Origin of the sequence: Brachybacterium saurashtrense (genome assembly GCF_003355475.1) — a bacterium.
Taxonomy (GTDB): Bacteria; Actinomycetota; Actinomycetes; order Actinomycetales; family Dermabacteraceae; genus Brachybacterium; species Brachybacterium saurashtrense.
Genome location: NZ_CP031356.1, coordinates 1,008,263 through 1,031,672 on the forward strand (window position 1 = coordinate 1,008,263; position 23,410 = coordinate 1,031,672).

General features: G+C 73.7%; 21 protein-coding genes. 11 read left to right on the forward strand and 10 right to left on the reverse strand.

Annotated elements, in window-relative coordinates; all coding sequences use genetic code 11:
- Positions 1 to 47: 47 nt before the first annotated feature.
- From DWV08_RS04595 to DWV08_RS04605, 3 genes are all read right to left on the reverse strand, one after another.
- Positions 48 to 329, reverse strand: a complete 282-nt coding sequence (locus DWV08_RS04595; protein WP_115412711.1) for an Lrp/AsnC family transcriptional regulator — start codon at positions 327 to 329, stop codon at positions 48 to 50.
- 48 nt (positions 330 to 377) lie between these two features.
- A complete protein-coding gene (locus DWV08_RS04600) occupies positions 378 to 2,033 on the reverse strand; it encodes a DEDD exonuclease domain-containing protein (RefSeq protein ID WP_115412712.1) in 1,656 nt (551 codons plus the stop codon).
- Between the two features lie 97 nt (positions 2,034 to 2,130).
- Positions 2,131 to 3,939 (reverse strand): AMP-dependent synthetase/ligase, encoded by a 1,809-nt coding sequence (locus DWV08_RS04605; protein ID WP_115412713.1) that lies wholly within the window; start codon positions 3,937 to 3,939, stop codon positions 2,131 to 2,133.
- 182 nt (positions 3,940 to 4,121) lie between these two features.
- On the opposite strand from DWV08_RS04605, the gene DWV08_RS04610 reads away from it, so the two are divergent.
- A complete protein-coding gene (locus tag DWV08_RS04610; protein WP_115412714.1) occupies positions 4,122 to 5,057 on the forward strand; it encodes an ROK family glucokinase in 936 nt (311 codons plus the stop codon).
- A 40-nt stretch (positions 5,058 to 5,097) separates the two neighbouring features.
- On the opposite strand, the gene DWV08_RS04615 is transcribed toward DWV08_RS04610, so the two are convergent.
- Entirely contained in the window at positions 5,098 to 5,628 is a 531-nt protein-coding gene (locus tag DWV08_RS04615; protein WP_115412715.1) for a hypothetical protein, read from the reverse strand.
- Entirely contained in the window at positions 5,625 to 6,398 is a 774-nt protein-coding gene (locus tag DWV08_RS04620) for an alpha/beta hydrolase (protein ID WP_115412716.1), read from the reverse strand. Before DWV08_RS04620 ends, DWV08_RS04615 begins: the two co-directional genes overlap by 4 nt.
- Before the next feature lie 74 nt (positions 6,399 to 6,472).
- Between DWV08_RS04620 and DWV08_RS04625 the strand changes: the two genes are divergently transcribed.
- Both DWV08_RS04625 and DWV08_RS04630 read left to right on the forward strand, forming a co-directional pair.
- Positions 6,473 to 7,231, forward strand: coding sequence for a lysophospholipid acyltransferase family protein (locus DWV08_RS04625; protein ID WP_115412717.1), 759 nt, complete (start codon positions 6,473 to 6,475; stop codon positions 7,229 to 7,231).
- A gap of 58 nt (positions 7,232 to 7,289) precedes the next feature.
- Positions 7,290 to 8,684, forward strand: coding sequence for a class II 3-deoxy-7-phosphoheptulonate synthase (locus DWV08_RS04630; protein ID WP_115412718.1), 1,395 nt, complete (start codon positions 7,290 to 7,292; stop codon positions 8,682 to 8,684).
- Positions 8,685 to 8,827: 143 nt separating this feature from the next.
- On the opposite strand, the gene pknB is transcribed toward DWV08_RS04630, so the two are convergent.
- A complete protein-coding gene (gene pknB, locus DWV08_RS04635; RefSeq protein ID WP_115412719.1) occupies positions 8,828 to 10,951 on the reverse strand; it encodes a Stk1 family PASTA domain-containing Ser/Thr kinase in 2,124 nt (707 codons plus the stop codon).
- Between the two features lie 138 nt (positions 10,952 to 11,089).
- On the opposite strand from pknB, the gene DWV08_RS04640 reads away from it, so the two are divergent.
- A complete protein-coding gene (locus DWV08_RS04640) occupies positions 11,090 to 11,443 on the forward strand; it encodes an Rv2175c family DNA-binding protein (protein WP_115412720.1) in 354 nt (117 codons plus the stop codon).
- A gap of 75 nt (positions 11,444 to 11,518) precedes the next feature.
- Here the strand turns inward: DWV08_RS04640 and DWV08_RS04645 are convergent, their stop codons facing one another.
- The gene (locus tag DWV08_RS04645) at positions 11,519 to 12,652 is read right to left on the reverse strand and encodes a polyprenyl synthetase family protein (RefSeq protein WP_115412721.1); all 1,134 of its coding nucleotides are present in this window, start codon (positions 12,650 to 12,652) and stop codon (positions 11,519 to 11,521) included.
- Positions 12,653 to 12,801: 149 nt separating this feature from the next.
- Between DWV08_RS04645 and DWV08_RS04650 the strand changes: the two genes are divergently transcribed.
- From DWV08_RS04650 to DWV08_RS04670, 5 genes are all read left to right on the forward strand, one after another.
- The gene (locus DWV08_RS04650) at positions 12,802 to 13,980 is read left to right on the forward strand and encodes a hypothetical protein (protein WP_115412722.1); all 1,179 of its coding nucleotides are present in this window, start codon (positions 12,802 to 12,804) and stop codon (positions 13,978 to 13,980) included.
- Positions 13,981 to 14,031: 51 nt separating this feature from the next.
- Complete coding sequence (metX, locus tag DWV08_RS04655) at positions 14,032 to 15,237, forward strand: homoserine O-acetyltransferase MetX (RefSeq protein ID WP_115412723.1); 1,206 nt, start codon at positions 14,032 to 14,034, stop codon at positions 15,235 to 15,237.
- Positions 15,238 to 15,300: 63 nt separating this feature from the next.
- Entirely contained in the window at positions 15,301 to 15,726 is a 426-nt protein-coding gene (locus tag DWV08_RS04660; protein ID WP_115412724.1) for a universal stress protein, read from the forward strand.
- A 145-nt stretch (positions 15,727 to 15,871) separates the two neighbouring features.
- A complete protein-coding gene (locus tag DWV08_RS04665) occupies positions 15,872 to 17,218 on the forward strand; it encodes an RNA polymerase sigma factor (RefSeq protein ID WP_420897516.1) in 1,347 nt (448 codons plus the stop codon).
- A 111-nt stretch (positions 17,219 to 17,329) separates the two neighbouring features.
- A complete protein-coding gene (locus DWV08_RS04670) occupies positions 17,330 to 17,872 on the forward strand; it encodes a GNAT family N-acetyltransferase (protein ID WP_241237398.1) in 543 nt (180 codons plus the stop codon).
- A 93-nt stretch (positions 17,873 to 17,965) separates the two neighbouring features.
- On the opposite strand, the gene DWV08_RS04675 is transcribed toward DWV08_RS04670, so the two are convergent.
- A complete protein-coding gene (locus DWV08_RS04675) occupies positions 17,966 to 18,187 on the reverse strand; it encodes a DUF7455 domain-containing protein (RefSeq protein ID WP_115412726.1) in 222 nt (73 codons plus the stop codon).
- Positions 18,188 to 18,361: 174 nt separating this feature from the next.
- Here DWV08_RS04675 and DWV08_RS04680 point away from each other — a divergent pair, with 174 nt between their 5' ends.
- Together DWV08_RS04680 and hisF are read left to right on the forward strand one after the other, a co-directional pair.
- Positions 18,362 to 20,479: a DNA gyrase/topoisomerase IV subunit B gene (locus DWV08_RS04680; RefSeq protein WP_115412727.1), complete on the forward strand. Its 2,118-nt coding sequence runs from the start codon at positions 18,362 to 18,364 to the stop codon at positions 20,477 to 20,479.
- Complete coding sequence (gene hisF, locus DWV08_RS04685) at positions 20,476 to 21,261, forward strand: imidazole glycerol phosphate synthase subunit HisF (RefSeq protein WP_115412728.1); 786 nt, start codon at positions 20,476 to 20,478, stop codon at positions 21,259 to 21,261. Before DWV08_RS04680 ends, hisF begins: the two co-directional genes overlap by 4 nt.
- 65 nt (positions 21,262 to 21,326) lie before the next feature.
- On the opposite strand, the gene DWV08_RS04690 is transcribed toward hisF, so the two are convergent.
- Positions 21,327 to 22,271, reverse strand: coding sequence for a D-hexose-6-phosphate mutarotase (locus tag DWV08_RS04690; protein WP_241237399.1), 945 nt, complete (start codon positions 22,269 to 22,271; stop codon positions 21,327 to 21,329).
- Positions 22,186 to 23,409, reverse strand: coding sequence for a DUF998 domain-containing protein (locus DWV08_RS04695; protein ID WP_115412729.1), 1,224 nt, complete (start codon positions 23,407 to 23,409; stop codon positions 22,186 to 22,188). Before DWV08_RS04695 ends, DWV08_RS04690 begins: the two co-directional genes overlap by 86 nt.
- Position 23,410: the final 1 nt, after the last annotated feature.

The window sequence follows — 23,410 nt, forward strand, 5'->3', positions numbered from 1 at the left end:
GCGCGGAGGCGCCGGGGTGCCCCGGGGCCTCGGGGCCCCGGTGTGGGTCAGCCGTCGATGCCGAGGTCGAACGCGGCGTCGAGATCCTTCTTGGAGTAGGTCTTGAACGCGATGTTCGTGGTGGTGTCCAGCACGCCCTCCACGCGGCTGATCCCGCCGGCGATGACGCCGGCGAGGTCCTCGTGGGCGCGCACCCGCACCACCGCGATGAGATCGACGTCGCCGGTGACCGAGTAGACCTGCTCGATGCCGTCGATGTCGACGATCTCCTGGGCGACCTCCGGGATGCGGGAGGGGTCGACGACGATCGAGACGAGGGCGGTGATCATGGGCTCTCCTTCGACGGGCGCCGGGCGGCGCGGGCACGGACCACGAGCCTAAGCCCGCGACGGCGTCGCGGTGGCGGCGAAGCGCCGGGCGAGGGCGTCCTCCTCGAAGCGGGCCCGGGCCGGCACCCGCCAGGAGCCCTCGACCAGCACCGTGCGCACTCCGTCGCCCTCGAGCCATGCCAGCAGGATCTCCGCTTCCTGGTGGTAGCCCTGGCACAGGGGCGCGGCCAGCTCCGCCTCGCCGAGCCCCGTCATCGCCAGGGAGCGTGCGAAGGGGACGGGATCCTTCCCCGCGGCCACCAGCGTGGTGCCGGAGAACCTGCCGTGCCGCACCGCCAGGAGCTCCCAGCCGCGCCCGCCGATCACCGCCTCCGTGCTGGGGCGCGCCGTGATCAGCAGCGGCACCGCGGCGAGGGCGCGCAGCCGGGAGGCCCGCCGTGCGGCGGTGAGGTAGGTCGCCGCGAGGCGCCGCAGCCCCTCGGCCTCCTCGTACCGTCCTGCCTCGGTGCGGGCGCGCAGGCGGGCGGCGACGTGCGCGAGCACCTCGTCCGGGTCCTCGGTCATGGCCTTGCGCACCCGGTCCCGGTGGCCGCCGGACAGCGCGCTGCTGCGGGCGGCGTCGAACCTCGCCGCCGGTCCCATGACGGCCTCGGTGAGCAGGCCGCGCAGCGGCTCGGCGTCGTGCCGGGACGTCAGCGGGCCAATCTGTGCGGAGCCGTCGTCCTCGCCCTTGGCCAGCCGCGCCGCCCGCAGCCCCTGGGAGCCCGGCCCGAGGCGGAGCCAGTGCGCGGTCTCGGGGTGGAGGCCGTGCCGGTTCGAGGGCGGCTTCTCCCGGGCGATCAGGCGCAGCTCGCGCACGGCGGCCTCGGTGGCGGTCGCGCACTCGATCACCCGCACCGACTCGGCCCGCGGCAGCATGTCCAGCACCTTCCGTCGCCGCTCCGCGGCGGTGAAGTAGGTGCGCACCCTGCTGCGCAGGTTCCGGGAGGTGCCCACGTAGAGCACGGCGCCCTGTGCGTCGAGGAACTGGTACACGCCGGGGACCGACGGCACCGTCTCGGCGAGGTGCTTCTTGCGCAGCTGCACCGGGGAGGCGCGGCGGTGGGCGGAGGCGAGGTCCTCGAGCGTCGACGCCCCGGCGGGGCCGAGTCGCGCGATGAGCGCGTGGAGCACATCGACGGTGGCCCGGGCGTCGGAGAGCGCTCGGTGATCGGGCGTGATCGCGGCCTCGACGTGGCGGGCCAGCGTGGAGAGGCGGTGGTCGCGCACCTCGTCGCGTCCGAACACCCTCCGCGCGAGGGCGAGGGTGTCGATCACGGCCGGCCCCGGCCAGGTGAGCTCGCATGCGGCGGCCTGCGCACGGAGGAACCCGACGTCGAAGCGGGCGTTGTGCGCCACCAGGGCGGCGCCGGCGGCGAAGTCGAGGAACATCGGCAGCACCACGTCGATGGTGGGCGCGCCCGCCACCGTCGCCTCCGTGATCCCGGTGAGGGAGGCGATGTACGCGGGGATCGGCCGCTGCGGGTCCACGAAGGTGCGGAACTCGCCGAGCACCTCGCCCCCGCGCACCTTCACCGCGCCGATCTCCGTGATCGCGTCCGCGGCCGGGTCGGTGCCGGTGGTCTCGAGGTCCACCACCACCAGCGTGGCCTCCGCGAGCGGGGTGCCGAGGTCGTCGAAGCTCAGCTGGCGGCGTGCAGGCATGCTCGCAGGGTACGACGCGGCCCCGACGGGCGGGCGGTGCCGCGGGGCACGACGCCCGGCCGTCGGGGCCGAGGAGCGGACGGGGCCGCGGGTGGTCTCAGGAGGCGGGCCTGGAGCCCGAGTAGATCTTCTCGATCACCGGGGCGAGGTCCTTGACCACCACGTTGCGCTTGAGCTTGAGGGAGGGCGTGAGGTAGCCGTTCTCCTCGGTGAAGTCGGAGTCGATGATCTCGAAGGCCCGGATCGACTCCGCCCGGGAGACGGACTGGTTCGCCCGGTCCACGACGGTCTGCAGCTCGGCGCGGATCGCCTCGCTGCGCGCCGCCTCGGCCACCGTCATCTCCGGCTGGCCGTTGTTCTTCAGCCAGGTGCCGAGCATCTCCGCGTCGAGGGTGAGGATCGCGGCGATGAACGGCTTCTGGTCACCGATCACGACGCACTGGCTCACCAGCGGGTGACCGCGCAGCTGGTCCTCGAGCTGTGCGGGGGAGACGTTTTTCCCGCCGGCGGTCACCAGCACCTCCTTGCGTCGGCCGGTGATGGTGAGGTTCCCGTGCTCGTCGAGCGCGCCCAGGTCGCCGGTGCGGAACCAGCCGTCGCGCAGCGACTCGGCGGTGGCTTCCGGATTGTGGTGGTAGCCGGCGAACACCATCACGCCCTTGACGAGGATCTCGCCGCTGTCGTCGATCGCGACGGTGGAGCCCGGCAGCGGGGGCCCGACGGTGCCGGGGCGGACGTCCCAGGGCAGGTTCACGCTGATCGGTGCGGTGGTCTCGGTGAGGCCGTAGCCCTCGAGGATCGTCACGCCGATCCCGCGGAAGAAGTGCGACAGCCGCGCGCCGAGCGGGGCGCCGCCGGAGACGGCCCACTGCACCTTGCCGCCCATGGCGGCGCGCAGCTTCCCGTACACGAGCCGGTCGAAGAGGGCGTGCTTCGCCCGCAGCGTGACCGGGACCTTCCCGGCGGAGAGCGCGGTGGAGTAGGCGATCGCCGTCGCCGCCGCGGCGGCGAAGATCTTCCCCCGGCCGCCGGCGATCGCCTTCGCCTCGGCGCTGTTGTAGACCTTCTCGAAGACGCGCGGGACGGCGAGCAGGAAGGTGGGCTTGAAGGCCGCGAGATCCTCCAGCAGGTGCTTCGTGTCCGGGGTGAAGGCGGTGGTGACCGGCCAGGAGGCGGCCAGCACCGTGATGAGGCGGGCGAACACGTGCGCCAGCGGCAGGAACATCAGCAGGCGGCTGCCCGGGGGGAGCACGTCCTGGCCGAGGAGGTTGAGCGCGCTGCGGGTGGTGTCCACGAAGTTGGCGTGGGTCAGCTCGGCACCCTTGGGGCGGCCGGTGGTGCCGGAGGTGTAGATGATGGTGGCGACGTCGTCCATCCGCCGGGAGGTGCGCCGTGCCTCGAGCTCCTCGTCGCCGATCTCCGCGCCGCGCGCGGCGAGGTCCTCGAGGATGCCGTCCTCGAGCACGCCGATGTGCGCGAGGTGCGGCAGGTCGCCGCGCACGGACTCCACGTCCTCGCGGTGGCGGGCGCTCTCCACCAGGATGTACTTGGCCTCCGCGTCGGAGGCGATCCACTGGATCTGACTGGGGGAGGAGGTCTCGTAGATCGGCACGCTGACGCCGCCGGCCCACCACACCGCCCAGTCCGCCAGCGCCCACTCGTACCGGGTGCGGGAGAGGATGCCCACCACGTCGCCGGACTCGACGCCCGCAGCCATCAGGCCCTTGGCGATCTTCTTGACCTCGTCGACGAAGTCTGCGGTGGCCACGGGGGTGTAGGACCCGCCCTCCTGGGCGAGCTCGTAGATGGGGACCGAGGGGTGGGAGCGCAGCCTCCCGAGCAGGAGATCCGTCGTGTTCTCCTCGGGACGGCTCTCGTGCTGCGGCGGTGAGGTGTACTGCTTCATCGAATCTCCTTCGATCCGGGGCGGCGAGCGGGCGGAGCGTGCCGGACGTCGTCACGGACGCGCTGGTGGGGTCTGTCAGATCCTACGGCAGAGGCCGCCTACGATGGGTCCCGACAAGTTGGCGGGTGCGGTGCGCGCAGGAGCATCCCTGCGCGCGCGGACCGAGGACGGACAGGAGCGGCATGCTCTCCATCGGAGTGGACATCGGCGGGACCAAGATCGCGGCCGGGGTGGTCGACGAGGACGGGGAGGTCGTCGCCGCGACCACGCGCAGCACCCCCGCCACGGACGCCGCCCTGATCGAGGCCGCGGTCGCGGACGCGGTGGCGGAGCTGCGCGCCGAGCACACCGTGGTGGGTGTGGGCGTGGGCGCCGCCGGATTCGTGGGCGCGGACCGCCGCACCGTCAACTTCGCCGCGAACCTCGCCTGGCGTCAGCACCCGCTGGCGGACGAGCTGGAGCGCCTCACCGGTCTCCCGGTGGTGGTGGAGAACGACGCGAACGCCGCGGGCTGGGCGGAGTACCGCTTCGGCGCCGCGATCGAGGCCGCGCACATGCTGATGGTGACCGTGGGCACGGGCCTCGGCGGCGCTCTGGTGATGGACGGGCAGCTGGTGCGCGGCAGCGCCGGCTTCGCCGGGGAGATCGCGCACATGACCGCTGTCCAGGACGGGCAGTGGTGCGGGTGCGGGCGTCGCGGCTGTCTCGAGCAGTACACCGCCGGCACCGCCCTGGTGCGCACCGCGAAGCGACGGGCGGCCGCCGGGGACCCGCTGATGGGGCCGCTGCTGCAGATGGCGGGAGGCGCGAAGAAGGAGATCGACGGCCCCATGATCACGCGCCTCGCCCAGCAGGGCGATCCTGGCGCCCGCGAGATGATCGACGAGCTCGGCCGCTGGCTCGGCGTGGGGATGGCCTCCATCGCGAGCCTGCTGGACCCCGAGGTGATCGTGGTCGGCGGCGGGGTGGCGGCGGCCGGCGATCTGCTGCTCGAGCCGGCCCGGGAGGCGTACGCCAAGAATCTCACGGCGCGCACCCACCGTCCGCTGGCCCCGTTCGTGGTGGCGCAGATGGGGAACCGTGCGGGGATCGTGGGCGCCGCGGATCTCGCACGCTGAGTCCGGGGCACGGCGGCGCGTCCCTCGCGGCCGCGACCGCTCAGACCTGCGCGCCGGTGTCGCCGTCGTCCCGTCGGCCGCGGGGCGCGCGGAGCAGCAGCGCGACCAGGCCGCCGAGGGCGGAGAGCCCGCCCAGCCAGCCGAGCGGGCCGGGCAGCGCGGGCGTCACCGCGACCACCAGGAGCAGGGCGAACCCTCCCAGCAGCGCCGTCCACGCCCAGATCGCGGCGTCGGAGGGTGTGGGGAGGTCCGGGTCCGGCTGCTCGAAGTCCCCGTAGAGCACCTCGTCGTCGTCGAGCTCGCGCGGGGCGTCCGCTCCGCCGCGCGCGCCGGCGCTGCTCGGCGCGCCCGCCGAGGGATGCGCCGCGCGGGCCCGGGCGATCGACTCCGCACTCGGCGGGCCGGGCTCCTCCTCGGGGGAGTCCTCCGCCCAGGGGTCCATCGGCTCCGGCGCGGCGGGCTCGCGCGGCGCCTCGCCGGGCTGCAGGGACACGCCCTCGCCCTCGAGCATGCGGGCGAACTCGGCATCGACGTCCCGGGGGTCGGGGGAGTGGGGGCGCTCGCCGCTCATGTCGGTCTCCCACGGCGCGGCACCTGCTGGTCCAGGAAGCGGGCCGAGGTCTCGCACAGCAGCGGGGCGTCGTGATCCAAGGGCGCCAGGTGGTGGCTGCGCGGCAGTGACAGCCGCTCGACGGGACCGCGCACCCCGGCGGCGACGATGTCGCTGTCCGTGGGCGGGACGGTGTGGTCGACCCGGGAGGTCGCCAGCAGCAGCGGCACCTCGACCCCGTCCAGGCGCGCGCGGGTGCGGGAGAACAGCCGGCGCAGCTGCGCCACCGCACGCACGGGCATGCGGTCGTAGGCCTCCTCCTCCACCCCCTCGCGGGCGATGTCGGACCCGATCCCCGGAAGCGTGGGGACCACCGGGGCGAGCAGCTCCGCGAAGCGAGCCGCGACCGGCAGCGTCATCCCCGGGTTCACGGCCACCACGGCGGCGATCCGCCCGCGCAGAGCGGGATCCTCCGCGAGCGCGAGGGCGAGCGCGCCGCCCATCGACAGGCCGCCCACCGCGATGGGACCGTGCTCGTCGGCGAGCTCCTCCGCGGCCTCCCGCACCGTGCCGTACCAGTCCTGCCACGTCGTGGCCGCGAGGTCCCGCGGCGTGCGGGCGTGGCCGGGCAGCAGGGGCAGCTCCACCGCCCAGCCGCGGGCGGCATGGTCCTCCGCCCAGGGGCGCAGGGACTGCGGCGAGCCGGTGAACCCGTGGCAGAGGAGCAGTCCTCCGCGCGGGTTAGAGTGTGCCCGCGCGCGCCAGGGGCGGGACAGTTCGCTGAACGCCATGGGTCCATCGTCGCATCCCCGCCGCACCGAGACATCCCGTCCGTGCTCGCCAGAGTCCCCCCAGGAGAGCCCCCGTGCTGTACGAGATCGCCAAGCCCGTCGTTATGGGGGTGGTGCGGCTGCTGTGGAACCCCACCATCAGCGGGACCGAGCACATCCCGCCGCAGGGGCCGGTGATCCTGGCCTCCAACCATCTCGCCTACTCGGACACCGTCTTCCTGCCCGGCCAGGTGCGACGCAGCGTGAACTTCCTGGGGAAGTCGGACATCTTCACGGGCCGCACCCTGCACGCGCGGGCGGCGGGCGCGGTGATGCGCGGACTGCACGTGATGCCCGTGGACCGCAGCGGCGGCAGCGCCTCCCGCGGCGCGATCGACGCCGGACTGGCCGTGCTCGCCCGCGGCGAGGTGCTCGGGATCTATCCCGAGGGGACCCGCAGCCCGGACGGTCGGCTGTACCGCGGGCGCACCGGGGTGGCGCGCTTCGCGCTCGCCAGCGGCGCGCCGGTGATCCCGGTCGCGATGCGCGGAGCGCACGAGGCGCAGCAGGGCCGGCGGTACCTCCCGCGCCGGCACCCGCGCATCCACGCCGTGCTGGGGCCCGCGGTGGACGTGTCCGCGGTGGCGGCGCGGTGCGAGGGCGCCGACGAGGCGACGCTGTTGCGCGAGGTCACCGAGGCGGTGATGGAGGCGATCCAGGCCCTCTCCGGGCAGGAGCGGGTCGACGAGTACGCGAGCGTCGTCAAGCAGAGGCTGCGGGAGGAGAGCCGGCACGGCACCCACGGCGGCGACGACGCCGGCGCCGGGCACCGCACCCTGGGCGGGACGTCGTGACCGCCCGCGCCGTGGGACCGGTGCCCCGCGCGGGCGCGCGACTGGCTACGCTGTCCCGGTGACTCACTTCAGCCCCGACGCCCCCGCACGCGCCCACGCCTTCAGCCTGTCCTCGGCCGCCGACGGCCTGGCGGAGCTCGGCGCGTGGCGCGAGTATCCGCGGGTGCAGCAGCCGGTCTGGCCCGACGAGGCCGAGCGCGGACGCGTCTTCGACGCGCTGCGGGCGGCGCCGCCGCTGGTGTTCGCCGGCGAGGTGGACGTGCTCCGGGAGCGGGTGGCGGCCGCCGCGCGCGGGGAGGCGTTCCTGCTCGCTGGCGGCGACTGCGCCGAGACCTTCGCCGACTCCACCGCGGACCGGATCCGCAACAAGATCCGCACCATCCTGCAGATGTCCGCGGTGCTCACCTACGGCGCCTCGCTGCCGGTGGTGAAGATGGGCCGGATGGCCGGGCAGTTCGCCAAGCCGCGCTCCTCCGACGAGGAAACCCGCGACGGGCTCACCCTGCCCACCTACCGCGGCGACGCGGTCAACGAATTCGACTTCACCCCCGAGTCCCGGCTGCCGGACCCCACGCGGCTGTGGCGCACGTACACCACCAGCGCCTCCACCCTGAACCTGCTGCGGGCCTTCACCGGCGGCGGCTTCGCGGACCTGCGCGAGGTGCACTCCTGGAACCGCGGCTTCACCGCCGGCACCGGGTACGACCGCTACGAGGAGCTGGCCGGCCAGATCGACAAGGCCGTGCGCTTCATGGAGGCCATCGGCGCGGACTTCGACGCGCTGAAGGTGGTGGAGTTCTACGCCTCGCACGAGGCGCTGCTGCTGGACTACGAGGAGGCGCTGTCCCGCATCGACTCGCGCACCGGGGAGATCTACGGCTGCTCCGGCCACTTCCTGTGGATCGGTGAGCGCACCCGGCAGCTCGACGGCGCGCACGTGGACTTCATGGCGCGCCTGCGCAACCCGATCGGGGTGAAGCTCGGGCCCACCGCGACGGTGGACGACGCCCTGCGGCTCATCGACCGGCTGGACCCGGAGCGCGAGCCCGGCCGGCTCACCTTCATCACCCGCATGGGCGCCGGGAAGATCCGCGACCGCCTCCCTGCCCTGGTCGAGGGCGTGCGCGATGCCGGTGCCCAGGTGGCCTGGGTGACCGATCCGATGCACGGCAACACCATCACCTCGTCCAACGGGTACAAGACCCGTCGCTTCGAGGACATCCTCGACGAGGTGGTGGGGTTCTTCGAGGTGCACCAGGCGGCCGGCACCGTGCCCGCCGGGCTGCACATGGAGCTCACCGGCGACGACGTCACCGAGGTGCTGGGCGGCGCCGGGGAGATCGACGAGGAAGGTCTCACCCGCCGCTACGAGACGCTGGTCGATCCGCGGCTGAACCACCAGCAGTCGCTCGAGCTGGCCTTCCTGGTCGCGGAGATGCTCTCGCGCCGCTGAGCAGGACCGCGACGGCGGGGCCGCCGACCTCCCTGCGGAGGACGGCGGCCCCGCCGTCGTGCGTCCCGTCCGCCCCGAGCTCTCGAGGCGGTGCGCTCCGCGAAGGCCACCGCGCTCAGGGAGCTCCGCTCAGGACACCGCGCTCAGAACACCTTGAGTGTGATAGTCGACCCCTTGGGGAGCTCCTCGCCGGCGGTGGCGGACTGCTCGTAGACCTGACCGAACACGGGGTCCCCCTTGTCGTGCACGATCTCCACGGAGAACCCGGCGGCCTCGAGGGCGGCCTTCGCCTCCTTCTCGGGCTGGCGGAACACGTCCGGCACGGTGACCATCTCGGGGCCCAGCGAGGTGACGATCTGCACCGTGTCGCCGCGGAACAGCGTGCCGGAGGCGGGGGACTGGGAGATCACCGCACCGCGGGGCACGCTCGCCGAGTGCGCCTGGGAGATGCTCACCGTGAACCCGGCGTCCTCCAGGGCGGCGCGCGCCGCGTCCCCGCCGGTGCCGCGCTGGTCGGGGACCGTGAGTGGCTGGCGGCCCTGCGAGACGACCACGTGCACCTCGCCGCCCGCCGGCAGCGCGTCGGCGGCGGCGGACTGGGAGATGATCTCGCCCTCGGGCACGGTCTCGGAGTGCTCCGGATCGTCCTCGACCAGGACCAGGCCGAGCGCCTCGACCTCGGTGCGGGCGTCGTCCACGGTCGCGCCGGTGAGCTCGGGGACCGGGAAGGTCTGCTCACCCTTGGAGATCATCACCTCCACGGTCGCGCCCTTCTTGACGGTGGTCCCGGTGGAGGGGGAGGCGGCGATGACGTGCCCGGCGGGGACCGTGTCGTCGAACCGCTCCTCGGTGCTGACCGTGAGATCCGCGGCGGTCAGGGCCGCCTCGGCGTCGGCCAGGGGCGTGCCGGCGATCAGGGGGACGGTGCGGTCTGCCCCGGGGCCCGACTCGAGGTACCAGTCGGTCGCGGACCAGGCGCCCAGTGCCACGGCCGCGATCAGCGCCAGCGCCGCGGCGAGCGCCATGGGACGGGAGCGGCGCCGGGCCGTCGCGGGCAGGTGCCGGCCGCGGCGCGGCCGCGGCGCCCGCAGCTCCACGAAGCGACGCGCGGCCTGGTCTCCGTCGCCTCCGCGCTCGGCGGCTCCGTCGCCCTCCGCCGTGGAGTCCGCGTCGGGGTCCGTGTCCGAGGCCGGGCCGCCCCCGCTCCGCAGGGCCGGCTCCGCGGAGGGGGCCGGGGAGGAGGCGTCGGGGTCCGGGGCGTCGTCGGCCGCGGCGCTCTCGCCGAGCCGCTCGGCGGGGAAGGCGCGCGGGGAGCGGTCCAGCTCTCCGGCGACCTCGTCGAGCGAGGTCGTCAGGCGCGGAGTGTCCGCGGTCTGGGTGTCCTCGCGCTCCGCGGGACGGGAGTCCAGCACCGGGCGGGGGAGGGAGGTCAGGAGGTCCTCGACCGCGCGCAGCAGCTCGGCCGCCGTCGCCGGACGCTGGCCGACGGGCCGGGCGGCGGCCCAGGTGACCAGGGAGTCCAGCTCCCGCGGGATGCCGGAGGCCAGGGAGGACGGGGCGGGGATGTCCTCGTGGACGTGCTGGAAGGCGATGTGCACCGGCTGCTCGCCGCGGAACGGCTGGCGGCCGGTGAGCATCTCGAACAGGACGATGCCGAGTGAGTAGAGGTCGCTGCGCTCGTCGGCGTGCCCGCGGGTGACCACCTCGGGGCTGATGTAGGCGACGGTCCCCAGCAGCGCCGCGCTCGCGGAGGAGTTGTGGGACCCGGTCGCGCGGGCGAGGCCGAAATCGGCGACCTTCACGACGTCCTCGCGGTCCAGGAGGATGTTCTCGGGCTTGATGTCGCGGTGCACGATCCCCGCCTCGTGCGCGGCGACCAGCGCCTGCAGCACCTGCCGGGTGATCTCGAGGCTCTCGCGGACGGTGAGGCGCTGCTGGCGGACGATGCGGGCGCGCAGCGTCTCGCCCTCGACGAGCTCCATGGCCAGGTAGATGCGGTCCTCGTCCTCACCCTGGTCGAAGACCCCCACCACGTTGCGGTGCGCGAGCCGTGCGGCCGAGCGCGCCTCGCGCCCGAAGCGGCGGCGGAAGTCCTCGTCCATCGCCAGGTGGGGATGCATGATCTTCAGCGCGACGACGCGGTCCAGGCGCTGGTCGTGGCCGCGGTGCACGGTCGCCATTCCGCCGCGCGCGATCGGCTCCTCGACCCGATAGCGGTCGTCGAGGAGCAGGCTGATGCCGGGGGAAGTCGACGTCGCCGAGCTCACAGGCCCAATCTAGAGCGACAGGTGCCCATCGCCCGGGACCGACACGTCGAGACGGGCGTGTCGGACTGTGAGGTGCGTCGGCCGCGCGGCACCCGTGCCGGGGTGCGCGCCGGTGCGCGGGCGTGGCACCCTGGTGCCGTGAACGACCTCGATGCCCTCATCCCCGACTGGCTCACCCTCCCCGACGTCGCGCTGCGACTGGATGTGGAGGTCTCCCGCGTGCGCCGCCTCATCGAGGACGGCCAGCTGGTGGCGGTGCGCCGCGGCGAGCCGACGGTGCGGATGGTGCCCGCCGAGATGCTCGCCGACGACGAGATCACCCCGCACCTCGCCGGCACGCTCACGATCCTGCGCGACGGGGGCTTCGAGGACGAGGAGCTCCTGACCTGGCTGTTCACCGAGGATCCCACGCTGCCCGGGCGGCCGATCGACCACCTCCGCCGCGGACAGCGCGGCGAGGTGCGCCGGCGCGCGCTCGCCCTCGCCCTCTAGACCCTCACGACGTGCCCGCTCCGCCCTCCGCCGCGGCGGAGGACGGGGCAGAGGGTCGGTGCGAGGCCGGCTCGCTCAGGCCGGCAGGGACGCGACGTCGGTGGCGCGCTCGGCGAGGGCCGCGAGCCCGGCACGGCCCCGCGGCGAGAGCGTCGAGGCCTGGGCGAGCAGCACCCGGCCGCGCGCCGCGTGCTCGCGCACGTCCTGCGCCACGGAGGACACGGCACCTGTCGACACCAGCAGCGCGTGCACCCGGTCGATCTCCTCCCGGGCGGCGTCCGCCCTCCCCACCACGTCCTCCAGCAGCGCCGTGCCCTCGGCGTCGGCGTCGGCGCGGGCCCGGGCGAGCATCACGGTGCGCTTGCCCTCCACGATGTCCCCGCCGATCGGCTTGCCGGTCTCGTCCTCGTCCCCCACCACGCTGAGCAGGTCGTCCCGCAGCTGGAACGCCGTGCCCACCTCGATCGCCCAGGTGGAGAGCGTCTGCAGGGCGGCGGCGTCGGCCCCGAGCAGCGCGGCGCCCAGACGCACCGGGCGCAGCACGGTATAGGGCACCGTCTTCCACCGGATCACCGAGAGCGCCGCCTGCTCCTCGTCCGGTGCGGAGCCGAAGCCCCCCGCCTGATGGAGCACGTCCAGGAACTGCCCGGACATCACCTCGGTGCGCAGTGCCTCGAACTCCGCGCGTGCCGCCTCCAGCGCGTCCGGCGCCCCCTCGACGGTCGCCGCGACCTGCTCCGCCCAGCTCAGGGCGAGGTCGCCCAGGACGATCGCGACCGCGACCCCGAACCCCTCCGCGTCACCGCTCAGCGCGCCGTCGCGGTGGCGAGAGGCCGCACGCACGTGGAGCGCCGGGCGGCCGCGACGCACCGGCGAGTGGTCGATGACGTCGTCGTGCATCAGCGCCGCCGCCTGCACGAGCTCGATCGCGACGCCGTAGCGGGCGAGGGCGTCGACCTCCGCGTCCGTGGGCTCCCGGTCGAGAGCGGCGACCCCGCCCCAGAAGCAGAACCGCGGCCGCAGCAGCTTCCCGCCCTCGAGATAGTCGAGCAGCCAGTCCGCCAGCTCGGCCGTCTCCGGGGAGATGCGCGCCAGCTGGGTGCGCCGCTGGGTGAGCTCGCCGGCGGTGATCTCCCCGATCCGGGCCACGAGCCGGTCGTCGAGGGCGCGCAGGGAGTCGTCGGTCCACGAGGTGTCGACGGAGGTCATCGCACAGGGTCCTTTCTCGCGATCCCCATGATCCTCCCACGCCGGGCAGGGCCGAACCTGTGCGCCCCACTGCCCCTCCCCAGCCGCCCGCCGTCCCCAGCAGCGACGGCGGCGTCCCGGCGCGGCGCGCCCTGCGCCAGGGTCGGAGCATGACGACAGACACCACCTCCGCGAACGACGACCGACACCTCCGCGCCGCGGAGGACCCCGCCGAGCTGCTCGCCCTGGCCCGCCTCAACCTCGCCGAGACCCCCACCGACAGCCTCCTGCTGGCCGGGGGCGGCGCAGGCGGCTCCCCGCCGATGCTCACCCGCTCCTCGCTGGGCGAGCTGCTGGGCCCGCGGGGTCGTGAGCACCTCGCCCGCCATCTCGCGCTGATGCGGGAGCGGGGCAGCGGGCCGCTGCGCGCGCTGGTCGTGATCGGGGACGGGCACCAGCAGGTGCTCCACGCCGTGATCGAGGAGGTCCTGCGGCGGGCGGGCGAGGTGCTCCACGAGGTCTCGGCCGCGTGCGAGGTGGGCCTCGGCGCGGGCGCTGGTCCCGGGCCGGTGCGCGTCGTGCAGGGCGCCGGCGCCGGACTGCGCTGGGAGGTCCCGCCGCCCGGGACGAGCGCGGGGGAGGCGGGGATGCGCCCCCGGGCGGTGGGCGCGCTCGCGGTCTTCGAGGACACCAGCGCGGCGGCCGGCGCCGTGCTGGAGGGGCGCCCCGTGCCCCGGGAGGAGGCCTTCGCGGACCGGCTCGACGAGCTGGGGGCGGGCCTCGACCTGCCCGCCGTGGACGTCGCCTCCACGGTCGATCCCGGGGCGCTGTTCGCCACCGTGCGCGCCGCGCTGCGACCGCTGCTGGCCGCGCCGGAGACGCTCGCCCAGCATGACAGGATGACGAAGTGTGAACAGGTCGCGGCCCTGCTCTCCGCCCTCGCCGTGGACCGCCTGCACTGGGAGCTGCTGGCGCAGTGCGTCGAGCACGGCGGCGGGCGCGAGGTGGAGCGCGCCACCCTCCTCCAGGAGCTGGTGAAGGATCCGGAGCGGATCCCCCATGAGGACGTCCGTGCAGGTGGCGAGTGGTACATCGCCCTCTCGCGGCTCCGCGCGATCGCCGCCGCCGCGCAGCGTGGCGGCACCCCGGCGGCGCGCTCCACCGCCCGCTCCGCCTGGCGTGCGCTCACCGCGCTGCTGGTGCTGCTGGCGTGGTGGAACCACCGATTCGCGAGCGCCGGGGCGCTCGTCGACGAGCTGCGGGCGAGGGAACCCGAGTCCACTCTGGCACCCTTGCTCTCACGGATGACCGACACCCCGATCTTCCCCGCCTGGTGGCCCAGCACCTGAGCCGCGGCCCTGCGCCCGGGCACCGGCAGGGCGCTGAAGGAGCACGCACGGATGACGATCCTCGGAGAGCATCGACCGGTCGAGGCCGAGCAGCCGCGACCGGACGGCGCCGCCCCCCGACCGGGCGGGAGCCCCGTCGCGGAGACGGCGGGCGGTGCCTGGCATCCGGCGCGCGGCGCAGGGGATCGCCGCTTCGCCCGGATCGGTGCGCTCGCCCTCGAGAGCGGCGACGTCCTGGAGGACGTCACCATGGCGTACGAGACCTGGGGGGAGCTGGCCCCGGACGGCGACAACGCGGTGCTGGTGCTCCACGCGCTCACGGGCGACTCCCACGTGCGCGGCGCGGCCGGTCCCGCCCACCCCAGCCCCGGCTGGTGGGAGGACGTGGTGGGGCCCGGGCGCGCGATCGACACCGACCGCTACCACGTGGTCGCCCCCAACGTCCTGGGCGGCTGCCAGGGGAGCACCGGACCGAGCTCCACCGCGCCGGACGGCCGCGCCTACGGCTCCCGCTTCCCGGCCATCACCACCCGGGACCAGGTGGCCGCGGAGCGCCGCCTGCGCGAGAGCCTGGGGATCCGGCGCTGGGCGCTGGTGATCGGCGGCTCGATGGGCGGCATGCGCACCATCGAATGGGGAGTGAGCCACCCGGACGAGGTGGAGCGCCTCGCCCTGCTCGCCTCCTCCGCCCGGGCGACGGCCGATCAGATCGCCTGGAACAGCGCCCAGATCGCCTCGATCCGCCTCGACCCCGCATTCCACGGCGGCGACTACTACGGCCTCGCGGACGGCCAGGGCCCCTCCGCCGGGCTCGGCATCGCCCGGCGCATCGCGCACACCACGTACCGCACCGCCGAGGAGCTCGAGGAGCGGTTCGGCAACCGCGCCCAGGGCCAGGAGGACCCGTTCGACGGGCACGGCCGGCATCAGGTGACCAGCTACCTCGACCATCACGCGGTGAAGCTCGCCCGCCGCTTCGACGCGAACTCGTACATCGCCCTGGCGAGCTCGATGAGCACCCACGACGTGGGGCGAGGCCGGGGCGGGACCGCCGCGGCCCTGGCCCGGGTCACGGCCCGCACCCTGGTGGTCGCGATCGACTCCGACCGCCTCTTCCCGCCCGCGCTGGTGCGGGAGGTCGCCGAGCACGTGCCCGGCGCACGGTGGCACGTGGCCTCCTCGCCCATCGGGCACGACGCCTTCCTGCTCGCCCACGCCGGCCTGGAGAGGTGGATCTCGGATCTGCTGGACGACTAAGCTGGCCGGAGGCCGCCTCGGCGGCCCGCTGCAGCCCGCACCGCGCACAGAAGGAGAGGTCGCATGACCATCGTCGTGGGGTACTCACCCTCCGGACAGGGACGCGCGGCGCTGCGGGCGGCCCTGCGCTACGCGGAGCGCTCCGGCGAGGACCTCGCCATCGCCTCGCACCAGTACAACGACGCCGCCACGGGGATGACCGCGGCCACCGAGGCCGAGGTGCGGGCCGAGCTCGCCGAGGCCGGAGCCCGCTGCGGGGACGTCACCGTGCACAGCAGCCCCGAACGCGAGATCGGGGAGTTCGTGCTCGCCGTCGCCGAGGAGGTGGGGGCGAGCCTGGTGGTGATCGGGCTGCGTCGCAAGCCGCCGATCGGAAAGCTGAACCTCGGCGCCTCCGCACGGCGGGTCGTGCTCGGCGCGTCCTGCCCCGTGCTCGCCGTGAAGGACGACCCGGCGGACCTCTCCCGCCGGGCCGCGACCGCCTCCTGACCCGCGGGGAATACTCGGCGCCGGAGGGCGTTATACTCGACAGGCTTGACGGCACCGTGCGTTCGTGCGCCGTGATACCGGACCCTCCGGATCCGCGCCCTGCAGTGCAAGACCGTGAGCCGCGCCGAGAAGACCGATCGCCCGAGTGTGGCGGACCGCCCCGCACCGGGCCGCCGCCGGAAGAAGGAACTCTGTGACCTCCTCCAGTACTGCTGAGACCTCGCCCACGGCGAAGACCTCGACCCGCGCCGCGTCCACGGCGGCGGAGAGCACCGAGGCCGAGGGCGCCTCGACCGAGACCACCGCCACCACGAAGGCGGCCGCCAAGAAGGCCGCGGCCAAGAAGGCGGCACCCGCGACGACCACCTCCCGCAGGACCGTCGCCAAGAAGGCGGCGGCCGCGGCGAAGGACGTCGAGCCCGAGGCGGGCGCCGAGGACGACGGCGAGGAGAAGGAGCCGCGCCGAGCCCCGTCCGCCACCGATCAGAAGGTGGAGGCCTCCGGCGGCTTCGTCTTCAACGCCGCGGAGGACGACGCCCCCGCGCAGCAGGTCGTCACCGCCGGTGCCACCGCGGACCCGGTCAAGGACTACCTCAAGCAGATCGGCAAGGTGGCGCTGCTCAACGCCGCCCAGGAGGTCGAGCTCGCCGAGCGGATCGAGGCCGGTCTGTACGCCGAGCAGAAGCTCAAGGGCGACGCGACCTACCGCGACAAGAACGGCCGCCTCACCAAGGCCGGCCGTGAGCTGACCATGATCGCCGACGACGGCCGCGCCGCGAAGGATCACCTGCTCGAGGCGAACCTCCGCCTGGTGGTCTCCCTGGCCAAGCGCTACACCGGCCGCGGCATGCTCTTCCTGGACCTCATCCAGGAGGGCAACCTGGGCCTGATCCGCGCCGTCGAGAAGTTCGACTACGCCAAGGGCTACAAGTTCTCCACCTACGCCACCTGGTGGATCCGTCAGGCGATCACCCGCGCCATGGCCGACCAGGCACGCACCATCCGCATCCCCGTGCACATGGTCGAGGTCATCAACAAGCTCGCCCGCGTCCAGCGCCAGATGCTCCAGGACCTGGGCCGTGAGCCCACCCCGGAGGAGCTCGCCAAGGAGCTCGACATGACCCCGGAGAAGGTGGTCGAGGTGCAGAAGTACGGCCGCGAGCCGATCTCCCTGCACACCCCGCTGGGCGAGGACGGCGACAGCGAGTTCGGAGACCTCATCGAGGACTCCGAGGCCGTGGTCCCCGCGGACGCGGTGAGCTTCACCCTCCTGCAGGAGCAGCTCCACTCCGTGCTCGACACCCTCTCCGAGCGCGAGGCCGGCGTGGTCTCGATGCGCTTCGGCCTCGAGGACGGCCAGCCCAAGACCCTCGACGAGATCGGCAAGGTCTACGGCGTCACCCGTGAGCGGATCCGCCAGATCGAGTCCAAGACGATGTCGAAGCTGCGCCACCCCTCGCGCTCCCAGGTGCTGCGGGACTACCTGGACTGACCTCGCCCCTCGGCGACCTCGCTTGGGCCCGGGCTCCACGGAGCCCGGGCCCGTGCGCCGTCCACCACCCGGCCGCTCCCGCGGCCGCCAGCATCGAGAGGACCCCAGGACGTGAGCGCACCACCGGCCGGCGAGCTGCGGATGCACCGGGTGAGCATCGAGGACTGGGCCTCCCACCGTGCCCTGCGCCTGGACATGCTCGCCGCGGATCCGGACGCCTTCTGGGCCGATCCCGCCCAGGCGCGCGCACGCACCGCCGCGCAGTGGCGCGCGGAGATCGCGGGTCCGCGCGTGCATCTGCAGGCCCGGGTGGCGGGGACGGAGGAGGTGCTCGGCGGCATCGCGCTGCTCCCCGCCGGATACACCCTGGAGCATGTGATCCCCGAGGACAGAGCGCACATCGTCTCGCTCTGGGTGCGCCCGCAGGCGCGGGGCCGCGGGGTCTCCGGCCGCCTGCTCGACGCGCTGGCGCGGATCGCGCTCGAGCGCGGTCGAGGCGACCTGCGCCTCGACGTGGACGAGTCCAACACGGCGGCCCGCCACCTCTACGAGCGGCTCGGCTTCACCGCCACCGGCGCACGGGACCCGCGCGCGGGCCGCAGCACCGCCTGGGTCGAGTACGCGATCCGGGCGGAGCATCTGCTCCGTCCGTGACGGCGGGCCCCGGCGGCGACGGTGCCCGCAATCGGCTCAGGGCGCCCACCGTGACGGTGGGCGCCCTGAGAGGCGGTGGGGAGAGCGGCCGCGTCAGTCCTCGATCACGGGCTCGGGCTTGTGGTGCAGGCGCTCGGTCTCGTCGATGATCTCCGCGGCGATGGTGGAGAAGGCGTCCTGATGGGCGCGGGCGTGGTGGGCGCAGAACATCAGCTCACCACCGGCCTCGAGGAGCACCTTGACGTACGCCTGCGCGCCGCAGCGATCGCAGCGGTCGTGTGCCGTCAGTCGGGGAGCTTCGAGAGTCAGGTTCATGGGGTCATTTCTAGCATCGCCGCCCGCCTGCGGGGGAGTGTCCGCAGGCCTGGTTCGCTGGGGGCGCAACGCGGTGTGAGCGGGGCCGCGCGGCCGGCGCTCCCGCACGCTGTGAGCAGGACGGCAGCGAGCCGATGCCGGGCGCGGAGGGTCCGGACCCGTAGGATCTGAGGGGTGTCCACCACCAGCGCCGCCACCACGTCCGCCTACGATGCGCGCAACCTCCAGGTCCTCGAGGGCCTCGAGGCGGTCCGCAAGCGTCCCGGCATGTACATCGGGTCCACCGACTCCCGCGGGCTCATGCACTGCCTGTGGGAGATCCTGGACAACGCGGTGGACGAGGCGCTCGGCGGGCACGGCGACTCCATCGAGGTGATCCTCCACCCCGACCACTCCGTCGAGGTGCGCGACACAGGCCGCGGCGTCCCGGTGGACGAGGAGCCCCGCACCGGGCTGACCGGCGTCGAGGTCGTCTACACCAAGCTGCATGCGGGCGGGAAGTTCGGCGGCGGCTCCTACGCCGCCTCCGGCGGTCTGCACGGCGTGGGCGCGAGCGTGGTCAACGCCCTCTCGGGGCGGCTCGACGTCGAGGTGGACCGGGCGGGGAAGACCTATGCGATGAGCTTCCAGCGCGGCGCCCCCGGCGAGTTCGCCGACGCCGACGGTCCCGACCCCGACTCGCCGTTCACCCCGGCGGACGGCCCCGCCGAGCTGCGCGTGGTCGGCAAGGCCAAGCGCGGGGCGAGCGGCACTCGGGTGCGCTACTGGGCCGATCCCCAGATCTTCGTCAAGGGCTCCCACTTCTCCCTCGACGACCTCACCCGTCGCTCCCGGCAGACGGCCTTCCTGGTGCCCGGGCTGAAGCTGTCGGTCACCGACCTCCGCCCCGAGGCCAATCCCGACCAGCCCGCCACCCGCACCTACAAGTACGACGGCGGGATCAGCGAGTTCGTCGAGTACCTCGCCCAGGACCAGCGCATCACCGACGTGGTCCGCCTGCAGGGCACCGGCGAGTACACCGAGACCATCCCGGTGCTCGACCGCAACGGCCACATGGTCTCCACCGAGGTGGAGCGCTCCTGCGAGGTGGACATCGCCCTGCGCTGGGGCGCGGACTTCGACTCCACCGTGCGCACCTTCGTGAACATCGTCGCCACCCCCAAGGGCGGCACCCATCTGACCGGCTTCGAGCAGGCGCTGGTCAAGACCATGCGCAAGCAGGTCGAGAACCAGGCGCGGCGGGTCAAGTTCAACGCGAAGAACGAGAAGATCGAGAAGGACGACACGCTCGCGGGCCTCACCGCGGTGGTGAGCGTGCGCATCGACGAGCCGCAGTTCGAGGGGCAGACCAAGGAGGTGCTCGGCACCCCCGCGATCCGACAGATCGTCGCCAAGGTCGTCGAGGACCGGCTCACCGAGTTCCTCACCTCCACGAAGAAGGGGGAGAAGGAGCAGGCCGCGCTGGTGGTCGACAAGGTGGTCTCCGAGATGCGCGCCCGCATCGCGGCGCGCATGCACAAGGAGGTCTCGCGCCGCAAGAACGCGCTGGAGTCCTCCACCATGCCCACCAAGCTCGCGGACTGCCGCACCCACGACGTGGACCGCTCCGAGCTGTTCATCGTCGAGGGCGACAGCGCGCTGGGCACCGCGAAGAACGCCCGCTCCTCCGAGTTCCAGGCGCTGCTGCCGATCCGCGGCAAGATCCTCAACACACAGAAGGCGTCCGTCACGGACATGCTGAAGAACACCGAGTGTGCGGCGATCATCCAGGTGATCGGCGCCGGCTCCGGGCGCACCTTCGATCTCGAGGCCGCGCGCTACGGCAAGATCATCATGATGACCGACGCGGACGTGGACGGCGCCCACATCCGCACCCTGCTGCTCACCCTCTTCCACCGCTACATGCGCCCGATGGTCGAAGCCGGGCGGGTGTACGCGGCGGTGCCCCCGCTGCACCGCGTCGAGATCATCCACGGCGGGAAGAAGAAGAACGAGCTGGTGTACACCTACTCCGAGACCGAGCTGAACACCCTGTTCAAGAGCCTGGAACGCCGTGGCAAGCGCTACAAGGAGCCGATCCAGCGCTACAAGGGCCTGGGGGAGATGGACGCCGACCAGCTCGCCGACACCACGATGGATCCGGGCCACCGCACGCTGCGTCGGGTGCGCATCGAGGACGCCGAGGCCGCCAGCGCCGTGTTCGAGCTGCTGATGGGGTCCGAGGTCGCACCGCGCAAGCAGTTCATCATCGAAGGAGCCGAAGAGCTCGACCTGGAGAGGATCGACGCATGAGTGTCGCCGTCCGAGTGATCCCCTGCCTGGACGTCGACGCGGGGCGCGTCGTCAAGGGCGTGAACTTCAAGGACCTGCGCGACGCCGGGGATCCTGTGGAGCTCGCGGCACGCTACGGCGCCGAAGGGGCCGACGAGCTCACCTTCCTCGACGTCATCGCCTCCTCCGGCGGCCGCGACACCATGATCGACGTGGTGCGTGCCGCCGCCGAGCAGATCTTCATCCCGCTCACCGTGGGCGGGGGAGTGCGCTCCGCGGCCGATGTGGACCAGCTGCTGCGCGCCGGCGCCGACAAGTGCGGCATCAACACCGCGGCGATCGCCCGGCCCGAGGTGATCTCCGAGATCGCCCGCCGCTTCGGCAATCAGGTGCTGGTGCTCTCGATCGACGCCCGCCGCGTCACCGACGAGACCCCTGAGGGCACGGCCCGCTCCGGCTCCGGCTTCGAGGTGACCACGCACGGGGGGCGCCGCGGCACCGGCATCGACGCCATCGCGTGGATCCGCGAGGTCACCGAGCGCGGCGCCGGCGAGATCCTGCTGAACTCGATGGACGCCGACGGCACCGAGCAGGGCTTCGACCTCGACCTGATCCGGCTGGCGCGGGAGGCCACGTCCCTGCCGCTGATCGCCTCCGGCGGTGCGGGCACCCCCGCGCACTTCCCGCCGGCCGTGCACGCGGGCGCCGACGCCGTGCTCGCCGCGAGCGTGTTCCACTTCCAGCAGCTCAGCATCGCGGAGGCGAAGGCGGCGATGGCCGCCGACGGCATCACGGTGCGCTGAGCACTGCCGGAGCCCGCCCGCACCGACCCCACCTGCCGGTCGGAACGGGCTCCGCGACGCGCTCCTCAGCGCTCGATGCGGTAGCTGACCCCGAGGCGGTGCGAGCGGCCGGGCTCCAGCGCCACGAATCCGTCCTTGGCGACCGCGGGCTCGATGCACACGAACCGGGGCCAGTCCTCGTCGGGGATGTCCGCCATCCCGCGGGTCAGCTCGTCCCAGGGGTTCCACACGATCGTGCGGGAGGTGCCCCGCGGGGTGGAGACCACGCGGCGTCCTCCTCCCGGTGCCGAGTCGTCCTCGAGGGTCACCTCGCCGGCGCGTGCGACGATCCGGTCGGTGGAGCCGGTGAGGCGCAGCAGCTGGGCGGGCATGACGTCCTCGGCGAGGCCGCGGGTGTTGTCGAGGAACTCCGCGCCCTCGAGGCCGCCGATGCGGATCTCGCGCACGTCGCCGACGGCGAGATAGGTGTGCAGCGCGGCTTCGAGCTCGATCCGGCGCGGCCCGGCGGTGAGGGTCAGATCCACGTCCAGCTGCGCGCCGAGGCGGAAGACGACCTCGGCCCGGACCGCGACGGCGTCCTCCGGGGTCCGCAGCGTCACCTCCGTGGTCCCGCCCTCGCGCCGGGCGGAGACGAGGTCCCACCGGACGTTGCGCAGCCAGCCGTGCTTCACGGCGTGCGCGAGATCCCGTCCCGTCCCGAACCACGGACCCACCAGCGGGATCCCGCCCCGCACGGCCACGCCGGGGCCGACGTCGGAGCTCGGGCTCATCCACAGCAGGTCCTGCTCGCCGGCGGGGACGAAGCTGGTCAGGTGCGCGCCGTCGAGGAGGATGACGGCGGAGGCCGCAGGGGTGTCCACGAGCACGGCATCGACGCCGTGCGCCGTCCCGAGGGCGACGCCCTCGGGCAGGGTGACGGCGGCGTCAGGAGCCGCGGCGGCGGGATCCTGGGCGGCGGGCATCGCGGCGGCGGCCGGCTCGACCGGGCTGGGCTGGGGCTGTGAGGTCATGCCTCCATCGTCCCACGCCGTGCCGTGCCGTGCCGGGAGCGGGCGCCTCGTCCTCCGCGCGGGAGGTCCCCTCCGGTCCGGGACCGACCTCCGGCAGTCCCTCGGCGGCGGCGGAGACGGTGCGGATCAGCAGCAGCAGCCACACGTACACGATCACCGCCGCCCCCATCTCGAAGGCGGTCATGTTCAGGTATCCCACTCCCGAGAACAGCACGACCAGGGTCACGAGCAGCCCGAAGGCCCCCGCCGTGAACCAGGTCAGCGCGCCGGGGAGTCGCCTCAGGAGCACGGGGAGGACCAGCAGCGAGATCCCGAAGACGATCACGAGCAGCTGCGCGACGACGTCGTGCCAGAACACGCTTACCGTCCGCGAGACCAGCGCGACGAGCGCGACCAGGACCCCCACGAGCGTCAGCAGCACGCGCACCACGGTCACGGGGAGGGTGCCCGCACCGCTCGCCCGTGCCCAGCGCTCGAGGTCGTGGGCGATGAACTCCACCACCGTCACCAGGGCGATGCCGGTCAGCAGCAGGGTCAGGTTGAACGTCGCGCTCGAGAGCCCGCTGCCCTCGCCGAGCTCCGAGAAGTAGCGCTCCCACCAGTACGGGTCCGGGGCGCTGAGCGCGCTGGCGAGCACGCCGACGGTGAGGAAGGCCGCCAGCAGGGTCGCCAGGGAGCGGCCCGACAGCGCGGTGACCGAGGCGGAGGTGATGTACGCCGCCGCACCGCCGGCCGCCGCGACCCAGAACGTCCCCGCGACGCGGTCCAGCGCCACGCCCTGGAACGCCTGCTGGAACACCGCGAACAGCGCTCCGGTGAGGAACAGGCCGAGCAGGCCGTGGATCAGGGAGAGACCGGCCACGTCCAGGCCGCGTCGCCACCAGGGCCGGGCCCCGTACCAGGGCAGGCCGCGCATCGTGCGTCCGGCGAGCACGAGCGCCGCGGTGGTCGTCCCGCACCCCAGCACGGTCAGCGCTGCGACCTGGCCGATCGATCCGGTGCCCGACAGCGGCGCGGTGCCCCGCAGCGCGACGGCGCCCACCACGATCCCCGCGAGGGCGCCCGCGAGGCCGATCGCGACGTGCGCCGACTCGGCGCGGGTCGCCCCGGTCGCCCGGAGCCGGGTCGGCGCCGCCACC